This window comes from Pseudomonas sp. TWP3-2, assembly GCF_049897765.1.
GTDB lineage: Bacteria > Pseudomonadota > Gammaproteobacteria > Pseudomonadales > Pseudomonadaceae > Aquipseudomonas.
Genome location: NZ_JAFCWW010000002.1, coordinates 76,492 through 94,965 on the forward strand (window position 1 = coordinate 76,492; position 18,474 = coordinate 94,965).

Below are 18,474 nucleotides of genomic sequence, written 5' to 3' on the forward strand. Positions count from 1 at the left end.
CCCTTGGTCTTTGACTTTCACCTATTCCCACAGGCTTACCAGAAATGTCTGACAGAACGTAGGAAAAACCGGGCAGAACGGCAGGTGAAGTCTTTGTTGTAGTTGTTTGGCTGCCAATCTGTGCCAATTGCGCAGCAATTTCAACAGGACAAATCGTGACTGGTCAGTTCTCGTCAGAGTAGCTGGATTTTTCTCGTCGGGCGGTTCACGGAACCGCAACGGATGTGTTTAGAATGCCCCTCGTCGCGATTCTTCAAGGTTCTGCAGAGGAATCGCACGACAGGGTAAAACCGACCACTAAAACAAGAACAGAGACGTGCCCCGAAGACGCAGGACGAGCACCGCTGATGGCGGTTCGATCCGACGCTCGGCCGTCATAGCGTGAGGCTGCCGGGATGGCGGTTTCAGCGTGGGATGCCATGAACTTCATTCTTTATTCGGACGTCAACGACCGTTCCATCAGCCAGAGTCTCGGACGTCCGGAATACAGTTACTACTTCGTGCTCAAGGCCTATCGGCCGGTGCTGGAAAGCCTCGGGCGCGTGCACGTTGTGTCGTCTGCTGGCGAGGTTGATCCGCTCTATCGGCAACTGGTCGCTGCTGGCGAAGACAGCGTATTCCTGTCGTTCACCCCGCCGCAGAACACCCCGTCCGCTCTCGAGTGCCCGACGATCTGCGTGATTGCCTGGGAATTCGATTCGATCCCCGACGAGTCCTGGGACAACGATCCGCGTCACGACTGGACGCAGATGCTCGCGCGCCAGGGCCGGGCCATCACGCTGTCGAGCCATACCGCACGCGCCATTCGCCGAGCCATGGGTGAAGATTTTCCGGTGCTGGTGCTGCCCACTCCATTGTGGGAAAACTTCGCCGCCATTCGCGAGCAACACCTCAGTGTGCCGATCAATCCCGGCGCGGCCCTGGCGATCAAGGGCTGCATTTTCGACAGTCGCACGTTGGGGCTGTGCGCCGATGACCTGCTGCCCAAACCGCTGACGCCCGAGCAACTGGCGGAAATCGAGGCACAGCGGCCGCCACCGCTGACCTTCAAACGCCGCCTGGTCATTGCCCGTCATTATTTGCGCCTGTGGGCGCTCAATCCGCCTCAGGCCGAGCCGGTCGAGCGCACGACGTTTCTGCATAACTGGTACTGGGAAGGACTGCGCGATCTGTTCCCGGACAAGGCCCACGCCTGGCTCGAACAACGGCTGCCAGCCATCGCCGGGCCGCACGCGGTGACCGTGGCCGAGCCGGCTCCGCTGGATTTGCCGGATACTTCTGCGGTGCTCGAAACCACGGTCGACGGTGTGGTCTACGTCAGCGTGTTCAACCCCAGGGATGGCCGCAAGAACTGGCATCATCTGGTCACCGCGTTCTGCTGGGCCTTTCGCGAAACGCCTGATGCGACGCTGGTGCTGAAAATCACCCAAAGCGATTTGTCCTCGTATTACAGCGAGCTGATGACGCTGCTCGCGCAGTTGTCGCCGTTCGCCTGCCGGGTGTTGGTGTTGCACGGTTATCTGGATGACGCGCAATACGCCCGCCTCTACGCCGCCGCCAGTTTCTACGTGAACGCCTCGCGCTGCGAAGGGCTGTGCCTGCCATTGATGGAGTTCATGTCCAGCGGCAAACCGGTGATCGCCCCCAATCACACGGCGATGGAAGACTACATTGACGACTCGGTGGCGTTCGTCGTCGAGTCCAGCGAAGAGCTGACCATCTGGCCGCAGGACACGCGCATCATTTACCGCACCTTGCGTCACCGGCCGGACTGGAACTCGCTGAAAAACGCCTACGAAAACAGCTACCGCATGGCCAAAGACCAGCCGCAGGATTACCGACGCATGTCCGTCGCTGCCGTAGAACGCATGCACGAATACTGCGCGTTTGCCCCGGTGCAGCGGCGCATGGCAGTTTTTTTCGGCCTCGTGCCTGAGGGCGTCGACGTCGGCCCCGTGACGGATACCACCGCATGCTGATCATCATTCATTCGGAAACCAACCAGCACACCATCGCGCAGAATCTCGGGCGCTCGGAGTACAGCTATTACTTCGTGCTCAAGGAATATCGACCGGTGCTCGAACGTCTCGGCCGGGTGATCGAAGTGACTGATCCGGCGCGTGAGGTCGACACGCTGTATCTGGAGTGTCTGGCGCGCGGCGAGCCGTGCGTGTTCCTGTCGTTCTCGCCGCCGCACCGCACGCCGATCCATCTGGCCTGCCCGACACTGCCGGTGTTCGCCTGGGAGTTCAGCACCATTCCCAACGAGGCGTTTGCCGGCGAGCCGCGCAATGACTGGCGCACGGTGTTGCAGGCCTGCGGAGCGGCGATCACCCATTCCAGTTACACGGTCAACGCAGTGCGCGAGGCGATGGGCGCGGATTACCCGATTGTCGCGGTGCCGGCGCCGGTGTGGGATCGCTTCGCGGCGCGCGGTGCGCAGTTGCAAGGCCAGCCTACGACAGAATCGGTGCGTTTGAAGATCAAGGGACTGGTGGCCGACAGTCGCCAGCTCGACCTCGACGCCTTCGGTCCAGAGGATTTGCGACGTGGCACAGGCATCGATTTCGAGGCACCGGTCAGTGAGCAGGAGTTGGTATTGGACGGCGTGGTGTACACCTCGGTGTTCAATCCGGGTGACGGCCGCAAGAACTGGGAAGACATGCTCAGCGCGTTTTGCGTGACCTTTCGTGACGTCGAGGACGCCACGCTGGTACTTAAACTCACTCATCACGATGCTGAAGAAGCGCTTGGCGACATTCTTCATCATCTGTACAAAAATCAGTCTTACCGCTGCCGCATCGTGCTGATTTACGGCTATCTCGCCGACGCCGATTACGAGCGGCTGGTGCAGGCCACGCGGTACGTGGTCAACACGTCCTATGGTGAAGGTCAGTGTCTGCCGCTGATGGAATTCATGTCCTGCGGCAAGCCGGCGGTGGCGCCGCGTACTACGGCGATGATCGATTATCTGAGCGCAGACAATGCGTTCGTGATCGAGTCCACCGATGAACTCACGGCCTGGCCGCACGACCCGCGCAAAGCGTTTCGCACGCTGCGCTACATGACCAATTGGGCGTCGGTGTGCAGCGCTTATCGCGCCAGCTACGAGGTCGCGAAAAACCAGCCGCAACGCTATGCGCAGATGTCTGAGCAAGCGGTGTCGAGCCTGCAAGCATTTTGCAGTCAGGCCGTGGCTGAGCAGCGTCTGGGTGATTTTTTCGCGCAACTGTTCGAGCACCGTGCGTTGAGTGCCGCGCAAGTGCCTGCCTCATGATCCGCGCTTTGCTCCGACGCCTGTTGCCCGCTGCGCCACCTGCGCCGACGCCGACGCCTGAGCCGCTAACCGAGCGCGTTTCGCCGCGGGATATCGGCCTGCTCGACGCCGTCCTTGATGGCTGGTTTCGCGGCGATACAGGTGAGTTACTCAAGGGTTTTGCCATCGGCGCCGACGACACTTTGCTTGATGTCGGTTGCGGCGAAGGCGTGGCCACACTGTTTGCCGTACGTCAGGGCGCTTCGGTGATTTTTACCGACAGCGAACTCGACAAAGTGCGCGAACTCGCCCGGCAGGTTGATGCGCAATCGACCAAGGCCAATCTCGGGTTAGTCAGCAACAGCCTGCCGTTGCCGCTGGCCGATGGCTGCGCGAGCAAAGTGGTGTGCATGGAAGTGCTCGAGCACATCGATGATCCCGAACCGTTCATGGCCGAGCTGGTGCGCATGGGCCAGCCCGGTGCGCAGTATCTGCTGAGCGTGCCGGCACCGGTCGGCGAGCATTTGCAAAAGGGCATCGCCCCGGCCAGTTATTACCAGTCACCCAATCACGTGCAGATTTTCACGGCGGAACGCTTCGCGGCGCTGGTTGAAGACGCGGGTCTGGTGATCGAGCATCGTCAGGTCAACGGCTTCTTCTGGGTGATGGGGATGATTTTCTTCTGGGCCAGCGAGCGTGCGGCCGGACGTGATCTGGACGGTGCGGTACGCGACCGGATTCAGGCGCCGTATCCGCCATTGATGGAAAGTTGGGCGCGCACCTGGCACGACCTGCTGTCGCAACCCGACGGCCCGGCAATCAAGCAGGTGCTCGACCAACTGATGCCCAAGAGTCAGGTGATCATCGCTCGCAAACCGCATGCTGCTTCGCCATCCGCCGAGCCTATTTCTGGAGCCACCCCATGCTGAGACTGTTGAAGAAACTCACGGCGCCGACGCCTGCACCGGCAGCCGCGCCGGTAGCGCCCGCAATCAACGCGTTCGACCTCGGTTTGCGCGACGCGATGCTCAGCGGCTGGTTCAACCATGCCACCGGCGAGCTATACAAAGGCTTCCCGGTGACGGCCGAGGACACGGTGCTGGACGTTGGCTGCGGTGACGGCGGCAACATGCAGTTCTGCGGCATGCGCGGAGCTAAGCTGATCGTCGCCGATATCGACGCTAGCAAAATCGATGCGGCCCGCCTGCGGTTGGGCGAAACCACGGCGCAAAGTGTCGAGTGCCATGTGACGGACGGCAACCCACTGCCGATCGCCGATGCCACGGCGACGCGGGTGGTGTCCACCGAAGTCCTCGAACACGTCGATGATCCGGCGCAGTTCCTTGCCGAGCTGGTACGCGTCGGGCAACCGGGCGCGCTGTACTTGCTGAGCGTGCCGCATCCGAGTTCCGAGGATCTGCAAAAGGGCATCGCTGCGCCGGCGTATTTCGAGAAGCCGAATCACATCCGCGTCATCACTGAAGAACAGTTCAAGCTGATGGTCAGCGAGTCCGGTCTGGAGATCATCAGCCACAGCCAGTACGGGTTTTACTGGTCGATGTGGATGCTGCTGTTCTGGGATGCCAAGGTCGATCTGCACAACCCTGATCACCCGCTGCTCAACCATTGGGCCGAGACCTGGCAGGCAGTGCTCGACTCGCCGCGTGGGGCGCAGATCAAAGAAGCGCTGGACGGGGTGGTGGCGAAAAGTCAGGTGATTATCGCGCGCAAGCCGTAACAACTTTTTTGTGTACCCTTGCAGCCTTGTGATGACGGGGTTGGCAAAGGTATGCGCTTTATCGTGGGTTTTTCGGGCCTGCTGGCAGCTGTGTTTCTGCTGGTTGGTTGCGAGCGGCAGGACGCAGCGCCGCTCGACCAGCAACTCTACATCTGGCAACGCCAGTGGACGCCGGCCCACGAGCCTGCGCTCAAGGACAGCCGCGGCGATTTTTCGACGTTGCGCGTGTTGGCGTTGCAGGCCTTCCCGCGGGCCGGATGGAGCCGTGCGCGAATCAATGCACAATTGCTCAAGAACGATGGCCGCCCGCTGATTGCAGTGATCCGTCTCGACGGTCAGCTCAAGTCATTGGATCAGGATCAGGTTACCGCGCAGATCCTTCAGGCTATTGATGACTGGCAACAGCAGGGCCTGACACTCGCCGGGGTGGAGATTGACCACGATGCCGGGAATGCGCGGCTGCCGGCCTACAGCGAATTCCTTGCACACCTGCGTTCTGCGTTACCCGCATCGTTGCCGTTGAGCATCACCGCACTTCCGGCGTGGCTCGACAGTGCGCAACTGCCAGCCTTGTTGGCCACGGTCGACAGCAGCGTGCTGCAGGTGCACGCGGTCAGTGATCCACGGCGCGGACTGTTCGATCCGCAGCAAGCGCAGCGTTGGGCAAAAGCCTGGGCGCGAGTCACGCAAAAACCCTTTTATCTCGCTTTGCCCGCGTATGGCGTGGCGCTGCTGCCGGACGACGGCGGGGCGCCCGTGGTGGAAAGTGAAGTGCCGGTCGGGCAGGGCGGGGAGCGGCGGGAGTTGCTTGCCGATCCGTTGCAACTGAGCCAACTCGCACAGGCGTTGCGTGACGATCGTCCGTCGCATCTGGCAGGGCTGATCTGGTTCCGCCTGCCGCTGGCACATGATCGCCGGGCGTGGAGTCTGACCACGTTGCGCGCGGTGTCCCGAGGCGATGCGTTGACCAGCCATTTCGCTGTGACGATCACCGCGCAAGGCGATCTGTACGACATCAGCTTGGGCAATCAGGGCAATCTCGACGCGCCCTGGCCCGCGCGATTGAGCGTGGCAGTCAGTGGCTGTGAGGGGGCGGATGCACTGGCCGGTTATACGTTGCAACAAAGCCCGGATCTGCTTACCTTCACGCGCCTGCACGACGGTCGGTTGCCGGCGGGCAAGCAGCGCGCCATCGGTTGGGCGCGTTGTGCACATATTGATCAAGGAGCTTCGCATGTTGACCCGTAACTGGCCCCGCCATCTGCTTTGTCTGAGCCTCAGCCTGCCGCTGGGTTCGGCGCTGGCCTGCGGCCCGGATTTCCCGGCACGCCTGCTCGATAACCGTGGGCAGACCATGTCGGAGCTGCCTGCGGGCAATTTCAACTTCGAGATCAATCGTCTCGGCAAGTCCATCGCCGGGCTGAAGAATCTGACTCCCGACGCTGACAGTCCGGGTACGCTCTACGCCGAACCGAGCGAGCCCGCCGAGCAACGCGACAAAGCGGAAATGTCCGGGTTGAGCGGGCCACAGCAAGCGTTGGTCCAGAGCCTGCGCGGCTTGAGCGATGCGCGGGAAGCCTTTGCTCAGGGCAGCAATCTGCCAGCGGAAATCCGTCTGTACGTGGCCGGTGCGGTGGCGTTCAACGCGGGCGATCAGCAACTGGCGGTCGAGTATTTCCGCCAACTGCTGGCGCTGCCGGCCGAACAGCGACCATTGCGCAGCACCTGGGCGGCGTATTCCGCCGGGCGCGCGCTGTATGCCATGAGTGCCGAGGCGAACGATCGGCTGGAACCGCTGGAAGAGGCTATTGCTGCGTTCCGTCAGGCACGCCAACTGAGCATCGACGGTTTCAGCGATCCGTTGGGGCTGGGCGTCGCCAGCCTCGGTGAAGAAGCGCGGGCAGAGCGCTTCGCCGGGGGCTGGGATCGCGCCATCGAACTGTATGCGGCGCAGAGCGTGCATGGCTCGATGGTCGGATACACCTCGTTGAAGCAGTTGGCCAACGAATTGGCAGAAATGCCCGAGCCAGAATTGGCGAAGTTGATGCAGCATGAAGGCGTGCAGAAACTGCTGACGGCGTACTTGGTCAGCCGTCTCGGCTGGTCATATGGCGAAGAACCGCCGAGCGAGAAAAAACTGGTCAAACTGCTGCAAAACAGCACGCGCGGCAGCCTCGACAATGCTGATCGACTGGCCGCGATGAATTATCGCCAAGGCGATTACGCCAGTGCCAAGGGCTTTCTCGAACACGCCGGGGACAGCGGCCTGGCGTGGTGGCTGCGCGCCAAACTGGCAGTGCGTGACGGCGACAAAAGCGCTGCCGCAGCGGCGTACGCCAAGGCAGCGCAGGCGTTCCCGCAGGGTGAATCCTGGGGCGAGCAACGCACCTCCAACTGGGAGTTGGAGTCGGTCCGGCCCAAGTGCCGGGTTGAAGCGGAGAGCGCCATTCTTGCGCTGCAACGAGGCGAGTACATACAAGCCTTCGATCAGCTTTATCGCAGCCAGAGCATGTACTGGCTCGACGCGGCGACAGTCGCCGAGCGCGTGCTGACCCTTGATGAGCTCAAGCAGTACGTCGATAAGCGGGTGCCAGCGGTACGGACTGAGGAATCAGAGGCTGTGCAATCGGCAACCAGGCTGCGCAATCTGCTCGGCCGCCGTTTGCTGCGCGAAGGGCAGTATGCCGAGGCGGTCGGTTATTTCGACAGTGAAGGCCTGCAGAGCACAGCCAGGCAGTACGGCGACTTGCGTCGCGCGGCGGACAGCGCATGGTGGCCGACCAAACGTGCCAGCGCATTGTTCAACGCGGCGGTCATTGCGCGGGAGTCGGGCATCGATATTCTCAGTTACGAGATGGACCCGGATTACGCGCTTCTGGGCGGCAGCTATCAGTTGCAAACCACTGCGCTGGAAGTCGGGCCGCTGGTCAGCGAAGCCGAAGTGCAACGGCAGAAAGCCAGTGAAGCGCAGCCGGATCAGCGTTATCACTATCGATTTGTCGCCACGGCGCTGGCCAATCGTGCGGCCGATAACTTGCCGCACTCCAGCCAGGCGTTCGCCGCCGTGCTGTGCACGGCTGTCAGCTGGAACAGCAGCCTTGAGGATCAGAGCGCGCTGTATCGCCGTTACGTCAACGAAGGTGCCTTCGTATGGTGGGCTGAAGATTTCGGCCGGCAGTGCGAAAGTCCCGACTTCGCCAACGCCGACAAACGCTACGTGACACAAGTGACGGACTCGGTACGCTCGACACTGCGTCCGTACAAGTGGCCAGTGCAGATCGCAGCCTTCGTCGTTGTGGCCGGCATTGCCTTCATGCTGTTCAACCGTCGCCAGCGCAAGCTCCGCAAAACCTAAGCCTGCTGCACGAAGGTCAGGCGCACTGCGAAGCCGATCAACAAACTGCCGAACAGCCATTGCTGCAGGCGCTGGGCGGTCGGGTTGTGATGTAACCAGCGACCCAGCGCCGCGCCGGTCACGGCGTAGGCGCTGTCGAACAACAGCCCGATGCCGACCAGCATGGCGCCGAGCACAGCGAACTGCGTCAGCACCGGCGCGCCGTCGGCGACGATGAATTGCGGCAGCAACACCGAGCAGAACAGCAGCGGTTTGGGATTCAGCAGGTTGGTCAGCAAACCTCGGCGAATCGCCTCGCGCCATTGCGCCTTACGCTCAGGTACGGCGCTGACGTTGATTTCCGGCACCAGCGTGCTGCGCAGGCACTGAATGCCGATCCACAACAGATACGCCGCACCCGCCAGACGCACCACATCAAAGGTCCACGGCGCAGCCTTGAACAGCGCCGCCAGGCCTAACGCGGCCAACGCCACATGACACGCCCGCGCCACCGCCAAACCTGTCGCGGTGGCCAATGCCGCACCGCGACCCTCGCGGGCGCCGGTTTGCAACAGCAGAATCATGTCCGGCCCGGGCAACAGATAAACCACCGCCAATGCCAGGAAAAACAGCCAGAGATTTGCCATGTTGCGCGCCTTTCGTTGTCGATTCGGTCGTTTCAGTCTATGGCCGAAGGGCGGGGCAGGTGCGTGCGTAGTCAGCTTCAAAAAGCCTTCAGGTTGGCATAATCTGCTGCTTTTCTCCGTTGTCACCATCAGGATCTGCCAAGCATGAAACTCGACGCCTTCGACCGCAAGATTCTCGCCGCACTGCAACGTGACGGCCGCCTGAGCAACGTGCAACTGGCGGACGAGATCGGCTTGTCTGCCTCGCCGTGCCTGCGCCGGGTACGCATGCTGGAGGAGGCGGGAGTGATTCGCGGCTATCAGGCTAATCTGGATCGCGATGAAGTCGGGCTGGGGCTGACGGTGTTTGTCGGGGTGAAAGTCGAACGGCACAACGATGAACAGGCCGAGGCGTTTTACCGCGCGGTGACGGCGCTGCCGGAAGTGATCTCGGCGTTTCTGGTGTCTGGCGAATCGGATTTTCTGCTGCAAGTGGTGGTGCCGGATCTGCGCGCGTATGACCGCTTTCTCAGCGGTTGCCTGCTGAAGCTGCCGGGCGTGAGTGACATCCGCAGCAACTTCGCGATTCACACGGTGAAAGCGCCGGGTGCGTTGCCGCTGGAGCATCTGCCGACCTGAAGCTGTTCTGCCCCCGCCCCGAATATTCGCGCAACGCTTCAGGCAAGCGACAGGTTTCGCGTCCCTGAATAGCGCAAATGAATACAAATATTTCACGACTTTCGTTATATCGTAACGCTATGTGCGATGTACCAAGGGTTGTCGGGGGAATATGCAAGTTGATCTGGAGCTGGAAGGCACGCAAGTGGCCGGTCTGCCGCGCTTTCAACAAGCAGCGGCGCAGGGCCGCTGGTTGCGGCGATGGGTTCTCGGGCTGGGTGGATTGGCCGGGGCCGGGTGGGTGCTGGCGTGTTTTGCCGGGCTGTTTGCGCCGCAGTCGCTGTGGCCTGCGCTGCTGGTCAACCAGAGTGCAGCGTTGCTGGTATTGGTTGCCGGAATGCAGTCTGCTCGATGGGTAACCGAGTGGCGCGCGCGGGTGCTCAATCCGGTGGCGGCGGTGCTGGTTGCGCAAGAGCCATCTGCGCCGCAGGGTTGGTACGAACGGCTGCTCGATCGCATGAGTCAGCGCAGTCTGCATCTGCTCGGGCAGATTGGCGCGGCGACGTTGTGGCTGGGTGCCTGGGCACTGTTGATCCTCTTCAGTATCGAGCAGGTATGGAATCTTGCGCTGCCAGCTGCTGCCGTGGGTTTGTCGGCGACGGTGGGTGCTGCGATTGCGCTGTTGCTGGCGTTCGGTTTGCTGGTGCTGGAGCGGCAACTGGCGCAGGAAAATCCGACGCAGTGGCCCGAAGCCGGAACGCTGGCGCAACTCACGCGCGTGGCAATCATCAGTCTGGTGCTCGGCGCGGTGTGTCTGCTGTTCGCCAGTGACAGCACCCTTTGGCCAGTGCGCCTAACGGTACTGATCGGCATTTTGCCGGGGTTGGTCGCGCTGGAGTTTCTGCTGCGCGCTGTGCTGTCGCTGTTCAGCCCGCGCCGTGAACAACTCGAACCGTCGTTGCTGGCGCGCAGTTTCATCGCGGATGTGCTGCGTTGGCCGCCGCGACCGCTGCTCGCTTTACAGCACGAATTGCACAACCGCTTCGGCATCGATCTACGGCAGATCTGGGCCTTCAGCTATATGCGCCGGGCGTTTTTGCCGGTGCTGGCGTTGGTGGCGGTGGTCGGGTGGTTGCTCACCGGCATTCACGAAATTCCGCTGCAAAGCCGGGGCATTTACGAGCGTTTCGGCAAACCGGTGCAGGTGTTCGGCCCGGGTTTGCACGCCGGTCTGCCGTGGCCGTTAGGGCGCGTATTGAACGTGGAAAACGGCGTGGTGCATGAACTCGCGACCAGCGTTGGCGAGAATCCTGCGCCGGTGCAACTTGATCCCGCTGAAGGTCCCGCGCCGCTGAGCGCCAACCGCTTGTGGGACGCCAGCCATGTCAACGATAAGTCCCAAGTGATCGCCAGCAGCCGGGGCGATCAGCAGAGTTTTCAGATCGTGAACATGGACGTGCGCTTCGTCTATCGCATCGGCCTGACCGATCAAGCAGCGTTGGCCGCGACTTACAACACAGCGGATGTGCCGACGCTGATCCGCAGCACTGCAAGCCGGATTCTGGTGCACGACTTTGCTTCGCGCACCCTCGACGGTTTGCTCGGTCAGGACCGGGTAGGGCTGGGCGAGGAGATTGGCCAAGCGGTACAAAGTGATCTGCAAAAACTCGATAGCGGCGTGGAAATTCTCGCCACCGTGGTCGAGGCAATTCACCCGCCGGCCGGCGCTGCCAATGCTTATCACAGCGTGCAAGCCGCGCAGATTGGCGCACAAGCGCTGATCTCGCGTGAGCGCGGCGCGGCTGCGCAAGCCAGTAATCAGGCACAACTGCAAGCCAGCCTGGCGCAGGATCAGGCCAGCGCCAACGCTCGTGAAACCAAGGCCACGGCGCGCGCGGCGGATCTGAAATTCAGCGCCGAGCAAAAGGCCTATGCGAGCGCCGGTCAGGCGTTTGTGCTGGAGCAATATCTCAGTCAGCTCAGCCAAGGCTTGAGCAACGCCAAGTTGCTGATACTCGACCATCGACTCGGCGGCAGCAGCAATGCGCCGACCATCGACCTGCGTACGTTCACGCTGCCGGCTGACCCGACGCCGGCGCGCACCACCGCTCAACCAGGAGTCGCCCATTGAGCCAGTCGCACACTCACGATCACCATGACCACAGCGGCCACGGTCATGCTCATGGCGGCGCACATCACGGCCATCACCACCACCATCACGGCGCGCCTGAGGAAGCAGGGCCGTTTCCTTGGCGGCGCATGGGTTGGGCCGCATTGCTGGTAGCGTTTGCCATTGCCGCGGCGAGTCTTGTGCAAGTGCGCTCCGGTGAAGCGACGGTCATCACACGTTTCGGTAATCCGTCGCGCGTGTTGCTGGAGCCGGGTTTGAGCTGGCGCTGGCCGGCACCGTTCGAAGCGGCGATCCCGGTAGATCTGCGCCTGCGCACCACCTCCAGCGGTTTGCAGGATGTCGGCACCCGCGATGGTTTGCGCATCATTGTTCAAGCCTACGTAGCGTGGCAGGTGCAGGGCGATCCGCAGAATGTGCAGCGCTTCATGCGTGCGGTGCAGAACCAACCGGACGAAGCAGCGCGGCAAATTCGCACCTTTGTTGGCTCGGCTCTGGAGACCACCGCCAGCAGTTTTGATCTGGCGAATCTGGTGAACACCGATGCCAGCAAAGTACAGATCGCCGATTTCGAAGCGCAGCTGCGTCAGCAAATCGATCAGCAATTGCTCGCCACTTACGGCGTGCGCGTGGTGCAAGTTGGTATCGAACGATTGACCTTGCCGTCGGTAACGCTCACTGCAACCGTCGACCGGATGCGCGCCGAGCGTGAAACCATTGCCACCGAACGCACCGCCATCGGAAAACGTGAAGCGGCGCAAATCCGTTCCGCCGCCGAACGCGATGCGCGGATTGTGCAGGCGGATGCCACAGTGAAAGCGGCGGAAATCGAAGCGCAATCGCGAGTAGAAGCCGCGCAGATTTACGGTCGCGCCTACGCCGGTTCGCCGCAGCTGTATAACCTGCTGCGGTCGCTGGATACCCTCGGCACCATCGTTACGCCGGATACCAAATTGATCTTGCGCACCGACGCCGCACCATTTCGCGTGCTGGTGGATGGCCCGCCAACTCTCGACAGCAAAACCGGATCGCAGCCATGAGTGAAGTTCCACGTGGAACAAACTCGCTAAATAGTCCGTGGATTCAGGCCGGACGTCTGGCGTTTTGGGCGTTGTACGCGGTGACGATTCTGGCGGCATTGGCCTGGGCATTCTCCAATGTCCGGCAAATCGACCCGCAGAACCGCGCGGTGGTTTTGCACTTCGGCGCACTGGATCGCATTCAAAACGCTGGCCTGTTACTGGCCTGGCCACAGCCGTTCGAGCAAGTAGTTCTGCTGCCAGCGGCGGATCGCGTGATCGAGCGCCGCGTTGAAAATCTGCTACGTAGCGACGTCGCCTTGCAGGCTGATCGCGTTGCAACCTTCGCCACTCCGCTGAGCGATGCGCTGGCCGGTTCTGGTTATTTATTGACCGGTGACGCAGGAGTGGTAGAGCTGGATGTGCGGGTGTTTTACAAGGTCACTGATCCATACGATTTCGTGCTGCAAAGCGATCACGTGCTGCCGGCGCTGGATCGACTGGTCACGCGCAGTGCGCTTGCCCTGACCGCGGCGCGCGATCTGGACACCATTCTGGTCGCGCGACCAGAACTGATCGGCTCCGATAGTCAGGCAGCCGAACGACGCGAACGACTGCGCGGTGATCTGGTGCAAGGCATCAACAAACGTCTGGCCGAATTGAAGGCCAGCGGGCAGGGCATCGGCATCGAAGTGGCGCGAGTCGATGTGCAATCGAGCCTGCCGGAAGCGGCGATCAGCGCTTTCAATGCGGTGCTCACCGCCAGTCAGCAAGCCGACAAAGCGGTGGCCAATGCGCGCACGGAAGCCGAAAAAGCCACGCAGAGCGCCAACGAACGAGCTGACCGCACGCTGCAAGTCGCCCACGCGCAGGCCGGTGAACGCCTGGCTCAAGCCTCGGCTGACACGGCCACAGTGCTGGGTTTGGCCAAGGCGCAACAGCAAGGCACCGATCCACAAATGCTCTTGCGTTTGTATCGCGAGCGCATGCCGAAGATTCTCGGCCAGGCCGGTTCGGTAACTACGGTCAATCCGAAAGACGATTCCCGCCTGATCATTCAGGGAGCCAGTAAATGAGCGCGACCACCGCTGCACCGAGCCTGTTGTCCTCGGCCGAACAACGCCGCGCCGCGCGCCAACTGACGTTGGCCATGCTCGCTCTCGGCTTGCTTGGCTTAGGGTTGATCTGGCGTTGGCTGGTGCCCGAACAAACCGGCGTCAGTCAGTTACTGCTGGGTTTTGCTTCCTTATTAGTCGCGGTACCGGTGATGCGCTCGGCGTGGTACAGCCTGCGCTATCCGAGTTTGCATGGCATCACCGATCAGTTGATCGCGCTGGCCATGCTCGGGGCCTGGGCGACCGGTGATCTGCTGACGGCGGCGCTGCTGCCGATCATCATGATCTTCGGCCACGTGCTGGAAGAGCGCAGTGTGATTGGCTCGCAAGAGGCGATTCACGCACTGGGCCAATTGACCCGCAGCCACGCGCGTAAAGTTCAGGCCGACGGCTCGATCATCGAAGTCGATAACGGCACGCTCAAGGCTGGCGACAAGGTTGAAGTGCGCGCCGGTGATCGCGTACCGGCCGACGGTCGCGTGCTCTCGGGTCAGGCGAGTCTCGACACGGCTTCGATTACCGGCGAGTCGGTGCCGGTCGAGGCGGGTGTTGGCATGGCGGTGTTCGGCGGGGCGATCAATCTTGATGGTTTGTTGCGCATTGAAGTGACGCGTACCGGCGATGAATCGACGCTGGGTAAAGTCATCGCGCTGATGCAGAACGCTGAGCGCTCGAAGCCACCAATCACTCGGTTGCTGGAGCGTTATGCCGGCAGCTACATGGTGCTGGTGTTGCTGCTGGCGGCGGTCACCTGGTTCATTACCAATGACGCGCAAGCGATGCTCGCGGTGTTGGTGGCGGCATGTCCATGCGCGTTGGTGTTATCGGCGCCGGCCACGGCGATTGCCGGCGTTGCGGTTGCGGCGCGGCATGGAATCCTGATTCGCAGCTCGGCGTTTCTCGAAGAGCTGGCCGACCTGACTTCACTGGTGGTCGACAAGACCGGGACCCTGACTTACGGCACTTTGCGTTTGCAGTCGATCGACGCTTCGAATGCGGATGAATATGCGGTGAAGGCGCTGGCCGCGAGTCTCGGTGCCGCCAGCAGCCATCCGGTCAGTCGGGCGTTGGCGGGGTTAGTCAGTGCCGAACAGGTTCTGCCGCTGACTGATATTCACGAACGCCAAGGCCTCGGTGTAGTGGCGATGACTGCACAGGGTGAAGCGGCTTTGGGCCGTCCCGAGTTGTTCGCGCAACTGGGCATTGTCACCACAGCAGTTCCCGAACACGACGGACCGATTGCCGGTCTGGCGCTGAACGGCGAATTCCTTGCCTGGCTATTGCTGGCTGATACGGTGAAACCGGAAGCCAGATTTGCCTTGAACGAGTTGCGCGAACTGGGTCTTGGGCGGCAACTGCTGTTGACCGGCGACCGCCAAAGCGTCGCGCAGACACTGGCCCGGGATGTCGGCCTGCATGAAGTCGAAGCCCAAGCGTTGCCTGAAGACAAACTCAATCGTGTCCTCAAGGAAATCCATAACGGCTTCCGGCCGATGGTGGTCGGTGATGGCATCAACGATTCGCTGGCGCTCAAGGCCGGCGTAGTCGGCGTGGCCATGGGCGCGGGCGGTGCGGACATCGCGTTGGCGTCGGCCGACATCGTGTTGATTGGCAGTGACCTGCGCCGGCTCGGTACGTGTGTGCGCCTCAGTCGCCAGTGCCGACGTACTTTGCAGGTCAACGTGATCATCGGTCTTGGCTGGACGCTGGCCATCGTTGTGTTCGCTGCGTTCGGCTGGCTCGGCGCTGCGGGGGCGATGATCGCGGCGTTGTTGCACAACCTGAGCACGCTGCTGGTGCTGGGCAATGCCGGGCGTTTGTTGCGTTTTCAGGAACCGCTGCTAAAGCTTAAACAGCAGAACTGATCGTTTCGTGCACCCTGATGCAAGGATACGCAGGCTGTTGCAGCCTGCGCGGCTGATCGATCGCGGCGATCAAATCGATAGCCAGCTATTTTTCAAGGATGGTCTACCCTCAGATCAGACGTCTGAAACAAGGGGGGATATTCCATGCTCGCGCAACTTCCACCGGCCTTGCAGAATCTGCAGCTACCGCTTCGCCTGCGACTCTGGGACGGCCACGAATTCAATCTGGGGCCGGCGCCCAGCGTCACCATTGTGGTCAAGGATCCACAGATGGTCAGCCAACTCACCCATCCAAGTCTGGACGCGCTGGGGGCAGCGTTCGTCGAGGGTAAGCTCGAACTTGAGGGTTCGATCAGCGAAGTCATTCGGGTCTGCGACGAGTTGAGCCAAGTGCTGCTCGGCACCGATGATGGCAGCCAGCCTGTGCGCGCGGCTCACGACAAGGAAACCGACGCCAAAGCCATTTCCTATCACTACGACCTGTCCAACGCGTTTTATCAACTGTGGCTGGACAGCGACATGGCGTATTCCTGCGCGTATTTCGAAACCGGCAGCGAATCCCTTGAGCAGGCGCAGCAGGCCAAATTTCGCCACCTGTGCCGCAAGCTGCGCTTGCAACCAGGCGAGTATCTGCTGGATGTCGGTTGTGGCTGGGGCGGACTGGCGCGCTATGCCGCGCGCGAATTCGGCGCCAAAGTGTTCGGCATCACCCTGAGCAAAGAACAACTGGAACTGGCGCGTGAGCGGGTCAAGGAAGAAGGTCTGGAAGATCTGGTCGAGCTGCAACTGCTCGATTATCGCGATCTGCCGCAAGACGGACGCTTCGACAAAGTGGTCAGCGTCGGTATGTTCGAACACGTCGGCCACGCCAATCTTGCCGAGTACTGCAAAACCCTGTTCGGCGCGGTGAAGGAGGGTGGCCTGGTGATGAACCACGGCATCACCGCCAAGCACATTGATGGCCGTCCGGTCGGACGCGGCGCCGGGGAGTTCATCGAGAAATACGTGTTCCCCAATGGCGAGCTGCCGCACCTGTCGATGATCTCGGCTGAGATCAGTGATGCAGGGCTGGAGATTGTCGACGTCGAAAGCCTGCGCCTGCATTACGCGCGTACGCTGGATCACTGGAGCGAGCGGCTGGAGGACAATCTCGAAGCCGCTGGCAAGTTGGTTCCCGATCAGGCGCTGCGCATCTGGCGTTTGTACCTCGCCGGTTGCGCCTACGCGTTCGCCCGTGGCTGGATCAATCTGCACCAGATTCTTGCGGTCAAAGCCCACGCCGACGGCAGCCATGAACTGCCATGGACCCGCGACGACATCTATAACCCCTAGCGTTAGAGAATCGGTGAAATCAGCCGGGCGATGCGCATGCCGAGTTGTTGCAGGCGGTGCAGTTCCCGGCTTTCGTCTTTGGCGATTTCGCAGGCCTGGTCAAAGTCGGCGTTGAGCATGTGTTCCACGCTGGCGGCGAACTCGCTGTCGACCGTCAACAGCATCACTTCGAAATTCAGCCGGAATGAGCGGTTGTCCAGATTGGCGCTGCCGATGGCGCTGATTTCGCTGTCGATCAACACCACCTTCTGATGCAGGAAACCTGGCTCGTAGCGAAACACCCGCACGCCGGCGCGCACGGCTTCGAACGCATACAGGCTGGACGCCGCGTAGACGATGCGGTGATCGGGGCGCGACGGCAGCAGCAAGCGCACATCAACCCCGCGCAGGACTGCCAGACGCATCGCGGCGAATACCGCTTCGTCTGGAATGAAGTAGGGGCTGGTGATCCACACCCGCTCGTTGGCTGCGTGGATTGCTTCGACGAAGAACAGTGAACAGGTTTCGTAGGCATCCGCCGGGCCGCTGGCGAGCAATTGGCAGAGCACGCCATCCTCCGGGTAAGCGTCCGGCAGGATCAGTGGCGGCAGCGTGCGTGCAGCCCAGAACCAGTCCTCGGCGAATGACTCCTGCATGCACGCCACCACCGGGCCGCGCACTTGTACATGAGTGTCGCGCCACGGTGCCAGCGGCGGTTTTTCACCGAGGTACTCGTCGCCGACGTTATGCCCGCCGACGAAGCCGATCAGACCGTCGACCACCACGATCTTGCGGTGATTGCGGAAATTCACTTGAAAGCGATTGAGCCAGCCGCTGCGGGTGGCGAAGGCTTTGACCTCGACACCGCCGTCGCGCAGGCTTTGCACATAGCTTTTGGGCAGAGCGTGGCTGCCGATGCCGTCGTAGAGCAGATGGATCGCCACGCCTTCGGCGGCTTTCTTCAGCAACAGATCGCGCAGGCGCTGGCCGAGACGGTCGTCATGAATGATGAAGAACTGGATCAGTACGGCTTCGCGCGCGGCATTGATGGCGGCGAAAATCGCCTCGAATGTGGCGGTGCCATTGATCAGCAACTGCACTTCATTGTTGGCCAGACATGGCATGCGCCCGAGTTTCGGCATCGCACGCAAGGATGCGTAGGCGCTGGATGCGCGGGCGGCGAGGGCTTCTTCCACCCATGGCCGCCAGTTGAGTTCAGAGATCGCCTGACGCATGTGCTCGTTGGCCTGGCGTCGTGCCTTGATGTAGCCATCAAAGGTGCTGCGGCCGAACACCAGATAAGGAATGAGCGTGAAGTAAGGAATGAAAACCAGCGACAGCGCCCAGGCAATCGAGCCTTGCGCGGTGCGTACGGTCAGCACCGCATGAATCGCGGCGATTGAACCCAGGGTGTGTATAAGGGCGATCAGATAACCGAAAATGTGCGGTCCAAAATAATCCATG

At 61.5% G+C, this 18,474-nt stretch carries 14 protein-coding genes; 12 read left to right on the forward strand and 2 right to left on the reverse strand.

The genetic code is table 11. The annotated features are described in order from the left end of the window. The first annotated feature begins 419 nt into the window (after positions 1–419). The 6 genes from ACP7EE_RS03485 to ACP7EE_RS03510 are packed head-to-tail and all read left to right on the forward strand — an operon-like array spanning position 420 to position 8,349. On the forward strand, positions 420–1,979 hold the full coding sequence (locus ACP7EE_RS03485; RefSeq protein ID WP_426233510.1) for a glycosyltransferase: 1,560 nt from the start codon (positions 420–422) through the stop codon (positions 1,977–1,979). Continuing rightward, positions 1,973–3,277 (forward strand): glycosyltransferase, encoded by a 1,305-nt coding sequence (locus tag ACP7EE_RS03490; protein WP_426233512.1) that lies wholly within the window; start codon positions 1,973–1,975, stop codon positions 3,275–3,277. The genes ACP7EE_RS03485 and ACP7EE_RS03490 overlap by 7 nt, the downstream gene beginning before the upstream one ends. Continuing rightward, complete coding sequence (locus tag ACP7EE_RS03495) at positions 3,274–4,185, forward strand: class I SAM-dependent methyltransferase (RefSeq protein ID WP_420651326.1); 912 nt, start codon at positions 3,274–3,276, stop codon at positions 4,183–4,185. The genes ACP7EE_RS03490 and ACP7EE_RS03495 overlap by 4 nt, the downstream gene beginning before the upstream one ends. After that, a complete protein-coding gene (locus ACP7EE_RS03500; protein WP_426233515.1) occupies positions 4,179–4,994 on the forward strand; it encodes a class I SAM-dependent methyltransferase in 816 nt (271 codons plus the stop codon). The genes ACP7EE_RS03495 and ACP7EE_RS03500 overlap by 7 nt, the downstream gene beginning before the upstream one ends. A 51-nt stretch (positions 4,995–5,045) precedes the next feature. Continuing rightward, complete coding sequence (locus ACP7EE_RS03505) at positions 5,046–6,242, forward strand: DUF3142 domain-containing protein (protein ID WP_426233517.1); 1,197 nt, start codon at positions 5,046–5,048, stop codon at positions 6,240–6,242. Continuing rightward, a complete protein-coding gene (locus ACP7EE_RS03510) occupies positions 6,229–8,349 on the forward strand; it encodes a hypothetical protein (RefSeq protein ID WP_426233519.1) in 2,121 nt (706 codons plus the stop codon). Before ACP7EE_RS03505 ends, ACP7EE_RS03510 begins: the two co-directional genes overlap by 14 nt. On the opposite strand, the gene ACP7EE_RS03515 is transcribed toward ACP7EE_RS03510, so the two are convergent. Next, positions 8,346–8,975, reverse strand: a complete 630-nt coding sequence (locus ACP7EE_RS03515; RefSeq protein ID WP_426233521.1) for a LysE family translocator — start codon at positions 8,973–8,975, stop codon at positions 8,346–8,348. The genes ACP7EE_RS03510 and ACP7EE_RS03515 overlap by 4 nt on opposite strands. 144 nt (positions 8,976–9,119) lie before the next feature. On the opposite strand from ACP7EE_RS03515, the gene ACP7EE_RS03520 reads away from it, so the two are divergent. The 6 genes from ACP7EE_RS03520 (at position 9,120) to cfaB (ending at position 17,031) form a co-directional block, all read left to right on the forward strand. After that, positions 9,120–9,593 (forward strand): Lrp/AsnC family transcriptional regulator, encoded by a 474-nt coding sequence (locus ACP7EE_RS03520; RefSeq protein WP_420649363.1) that lies wholly within the window; start codon positions 9,120–9,122, stop codon positions 9,591–9,593. 151 nt (positions 9,594–9,744) lie between these two features. Continuing rightward, on the forward strand, positions 9,745–11,703 hold the full coding sequence (gene hflK, locus ACP7EE_RS03525) for a protease modulator HflK (protein ID WP_426233527.1): 1,959 nt from the start codon (positions 9,745–9,747) through the stop codon (positions 11,701–11,703). After that, entirely contained in the window at positions 11,700–12,740 is a 1,041-nt protein-coding gene (gene hflC, locus ACP7EE_RS03530) for a protease modulator HflC (protein ID WP_426233529.1), read from the forward strand. Before hflK (ACP7EE_RS03525) ends, hflC begins: the two co-directional genes overlap by 4 nt. Continuing rightward, the gene (gene hflK, locus ACP7EE_RS03535) at positions 12,737–13,795 is read left to right on the forward strand and encodes a protease modulator HflK (protein WP_426203456.1); all 1,059 of its coding nucleotides are present in this window, start codon (positions 12,737–12,739) and stop codon (positions 13,793–13,795) included. The genes hflC and hflK (ACP7EE_RS03535) overlap by 4 nt, the downstream gene beginning before the upstream one ends. Then, a complete protein-coding gene (locus tag ACP7EE_RS03540; protein WP_426233532.1) occupies positions 13,792–15,699 on the forward strand; it encodes a heavy metal translocating P-type ATPase in 1,908 nt (635 codons plus the stop codon). Before hflK (ACP7EE_RS03535) ends, ACP7EE_RS03540 begins: the two co-directional genes overlap by 4 nt. A 144-nt stretch (positions 15,700–15,843) precedes the next feature. Further along, the gene (gene cfaB, locus ACP7EE_RS03545; protein WP_426203451.1) at positions 15,844–17,031 is read left to right on the forward strand and encodes a C17 cyclopropane fatty acid synthase CfaB; all 1,188 of its coding nucleotides are present in this window, start codon (positions 15,844–15,846) and stop codon (positions 17,029–17,031) included. Between the two features lie 2 nt (positions 17,032–17,033). Here the strand turns inward: cfaB and cls are convergent, their stop codons facing one another. After that, complete coding sequence (gene cls / locus ACP7EE_RS03550; protein ID WP_426233534.1) at positions 17,034–18,473, reverse strand: cardiolipin synthase; 1,440 nt, start codon at positions 18,471–18,473, stop codon at positions 17,034–17,036. Between the last annotated feature and the right edge of the window lies 1 nt (position 18,474).

Excerpts from the sequence above, each read along its gene's own strand:
- hflK (WP_426233527.1), top strand. The coding sequence starts at position 9,745 with ATGCAAGTTGATCTGGAGCTGGAAGGCACGCAAGTGGCCGGTCTGCCG.
- ACP7EE_RS03510 (WP_426233519.1), top strand. The coding sequence starts at position 6,229 with ATGTTGACCCGTAACTGGCCCCGCCATCTGCTTTGTCTGAGCCTCAGC.
- hflK (WP_426203456.1), top strand. The coding sequence starts at position 12,737 with ATGAGTGAAGTTCCACGTGGAACAAACTCGCTAAATAGTCCGTGGATT.
- cfaB (WP_426203451.1), top strand. The coding sequence starts at position 15,844 with ATGCTCGCGCAACTTCCACCGGCCTTGCAGAATCTGCAGCTACCGCTT.
- ACP7EE_RS03505 (WP_426233517.1), top strand. The coding sequence starts at position 5,046 with ATGCGCTTTATCGTGGGTTTTTCGGGCCTGCTGGCAGCTGTGTTTCTG.
- cls (WP_426233534.1), bottom strand. The coding sequence starts at position 18,473 with ATGGATTATTTTGGACCGCACATTTTCGGTTATCTGATCGCCCTTATA.
- ACP7EE_RS03495 (WP_420651326.1), top strand. The coding sequence starts at position 3,274 with ATGATCCGCGCTTTGCTCCGACGCCTGTTGCCCGCTGCGCCACCTGCG.
- ACP7EE_RS03485 (WP_426233510.1), top strand. The coding sequence starts at position 420 with ATGAACTTCATTCTTTATTCGGACGTCAACGACCGTTCCATCAGCCAG.
- ACP7EE_RS03520 (WP_420649363.1), top strand. The coding sequence starts at position 9,120 with ATGAAACTCGACGCCTTCGACCGCAAGATTCTCGCCGCACTGCAACGT.
- ACP7EE_RS03490 (WP_426233512.1), top strand. The coding sequence starts at position 1,973 with ATGCTGATCATCATTCATTCGGAAACCAACCAGCACACCATCGCGCAG.
- ACP7EE_RS03515 (WP_426233521.1), bottom strand. The coding sequence starts at position 8,975 with ATGGCAAATCTCTGGCTGTTTTTCCTGGCATTGGCGGTGGTTTATCTG.
- ACP7EE_RS03540 (WP_426233532.1), top strand. The coding sequence starts at position 13,792 with ATGAGCGCGACCACCGCTGCACCGAGCCTGTTGTCCTCGGCCGAACAA.
- ACP7EE_RS03500 (WP_426233515.1), top strand. The coding sequence starts at position 4,179 with ATGCTGAGACTGTTGAAGAAACTCACGGCGCCGACGCCTGCACCGGCA.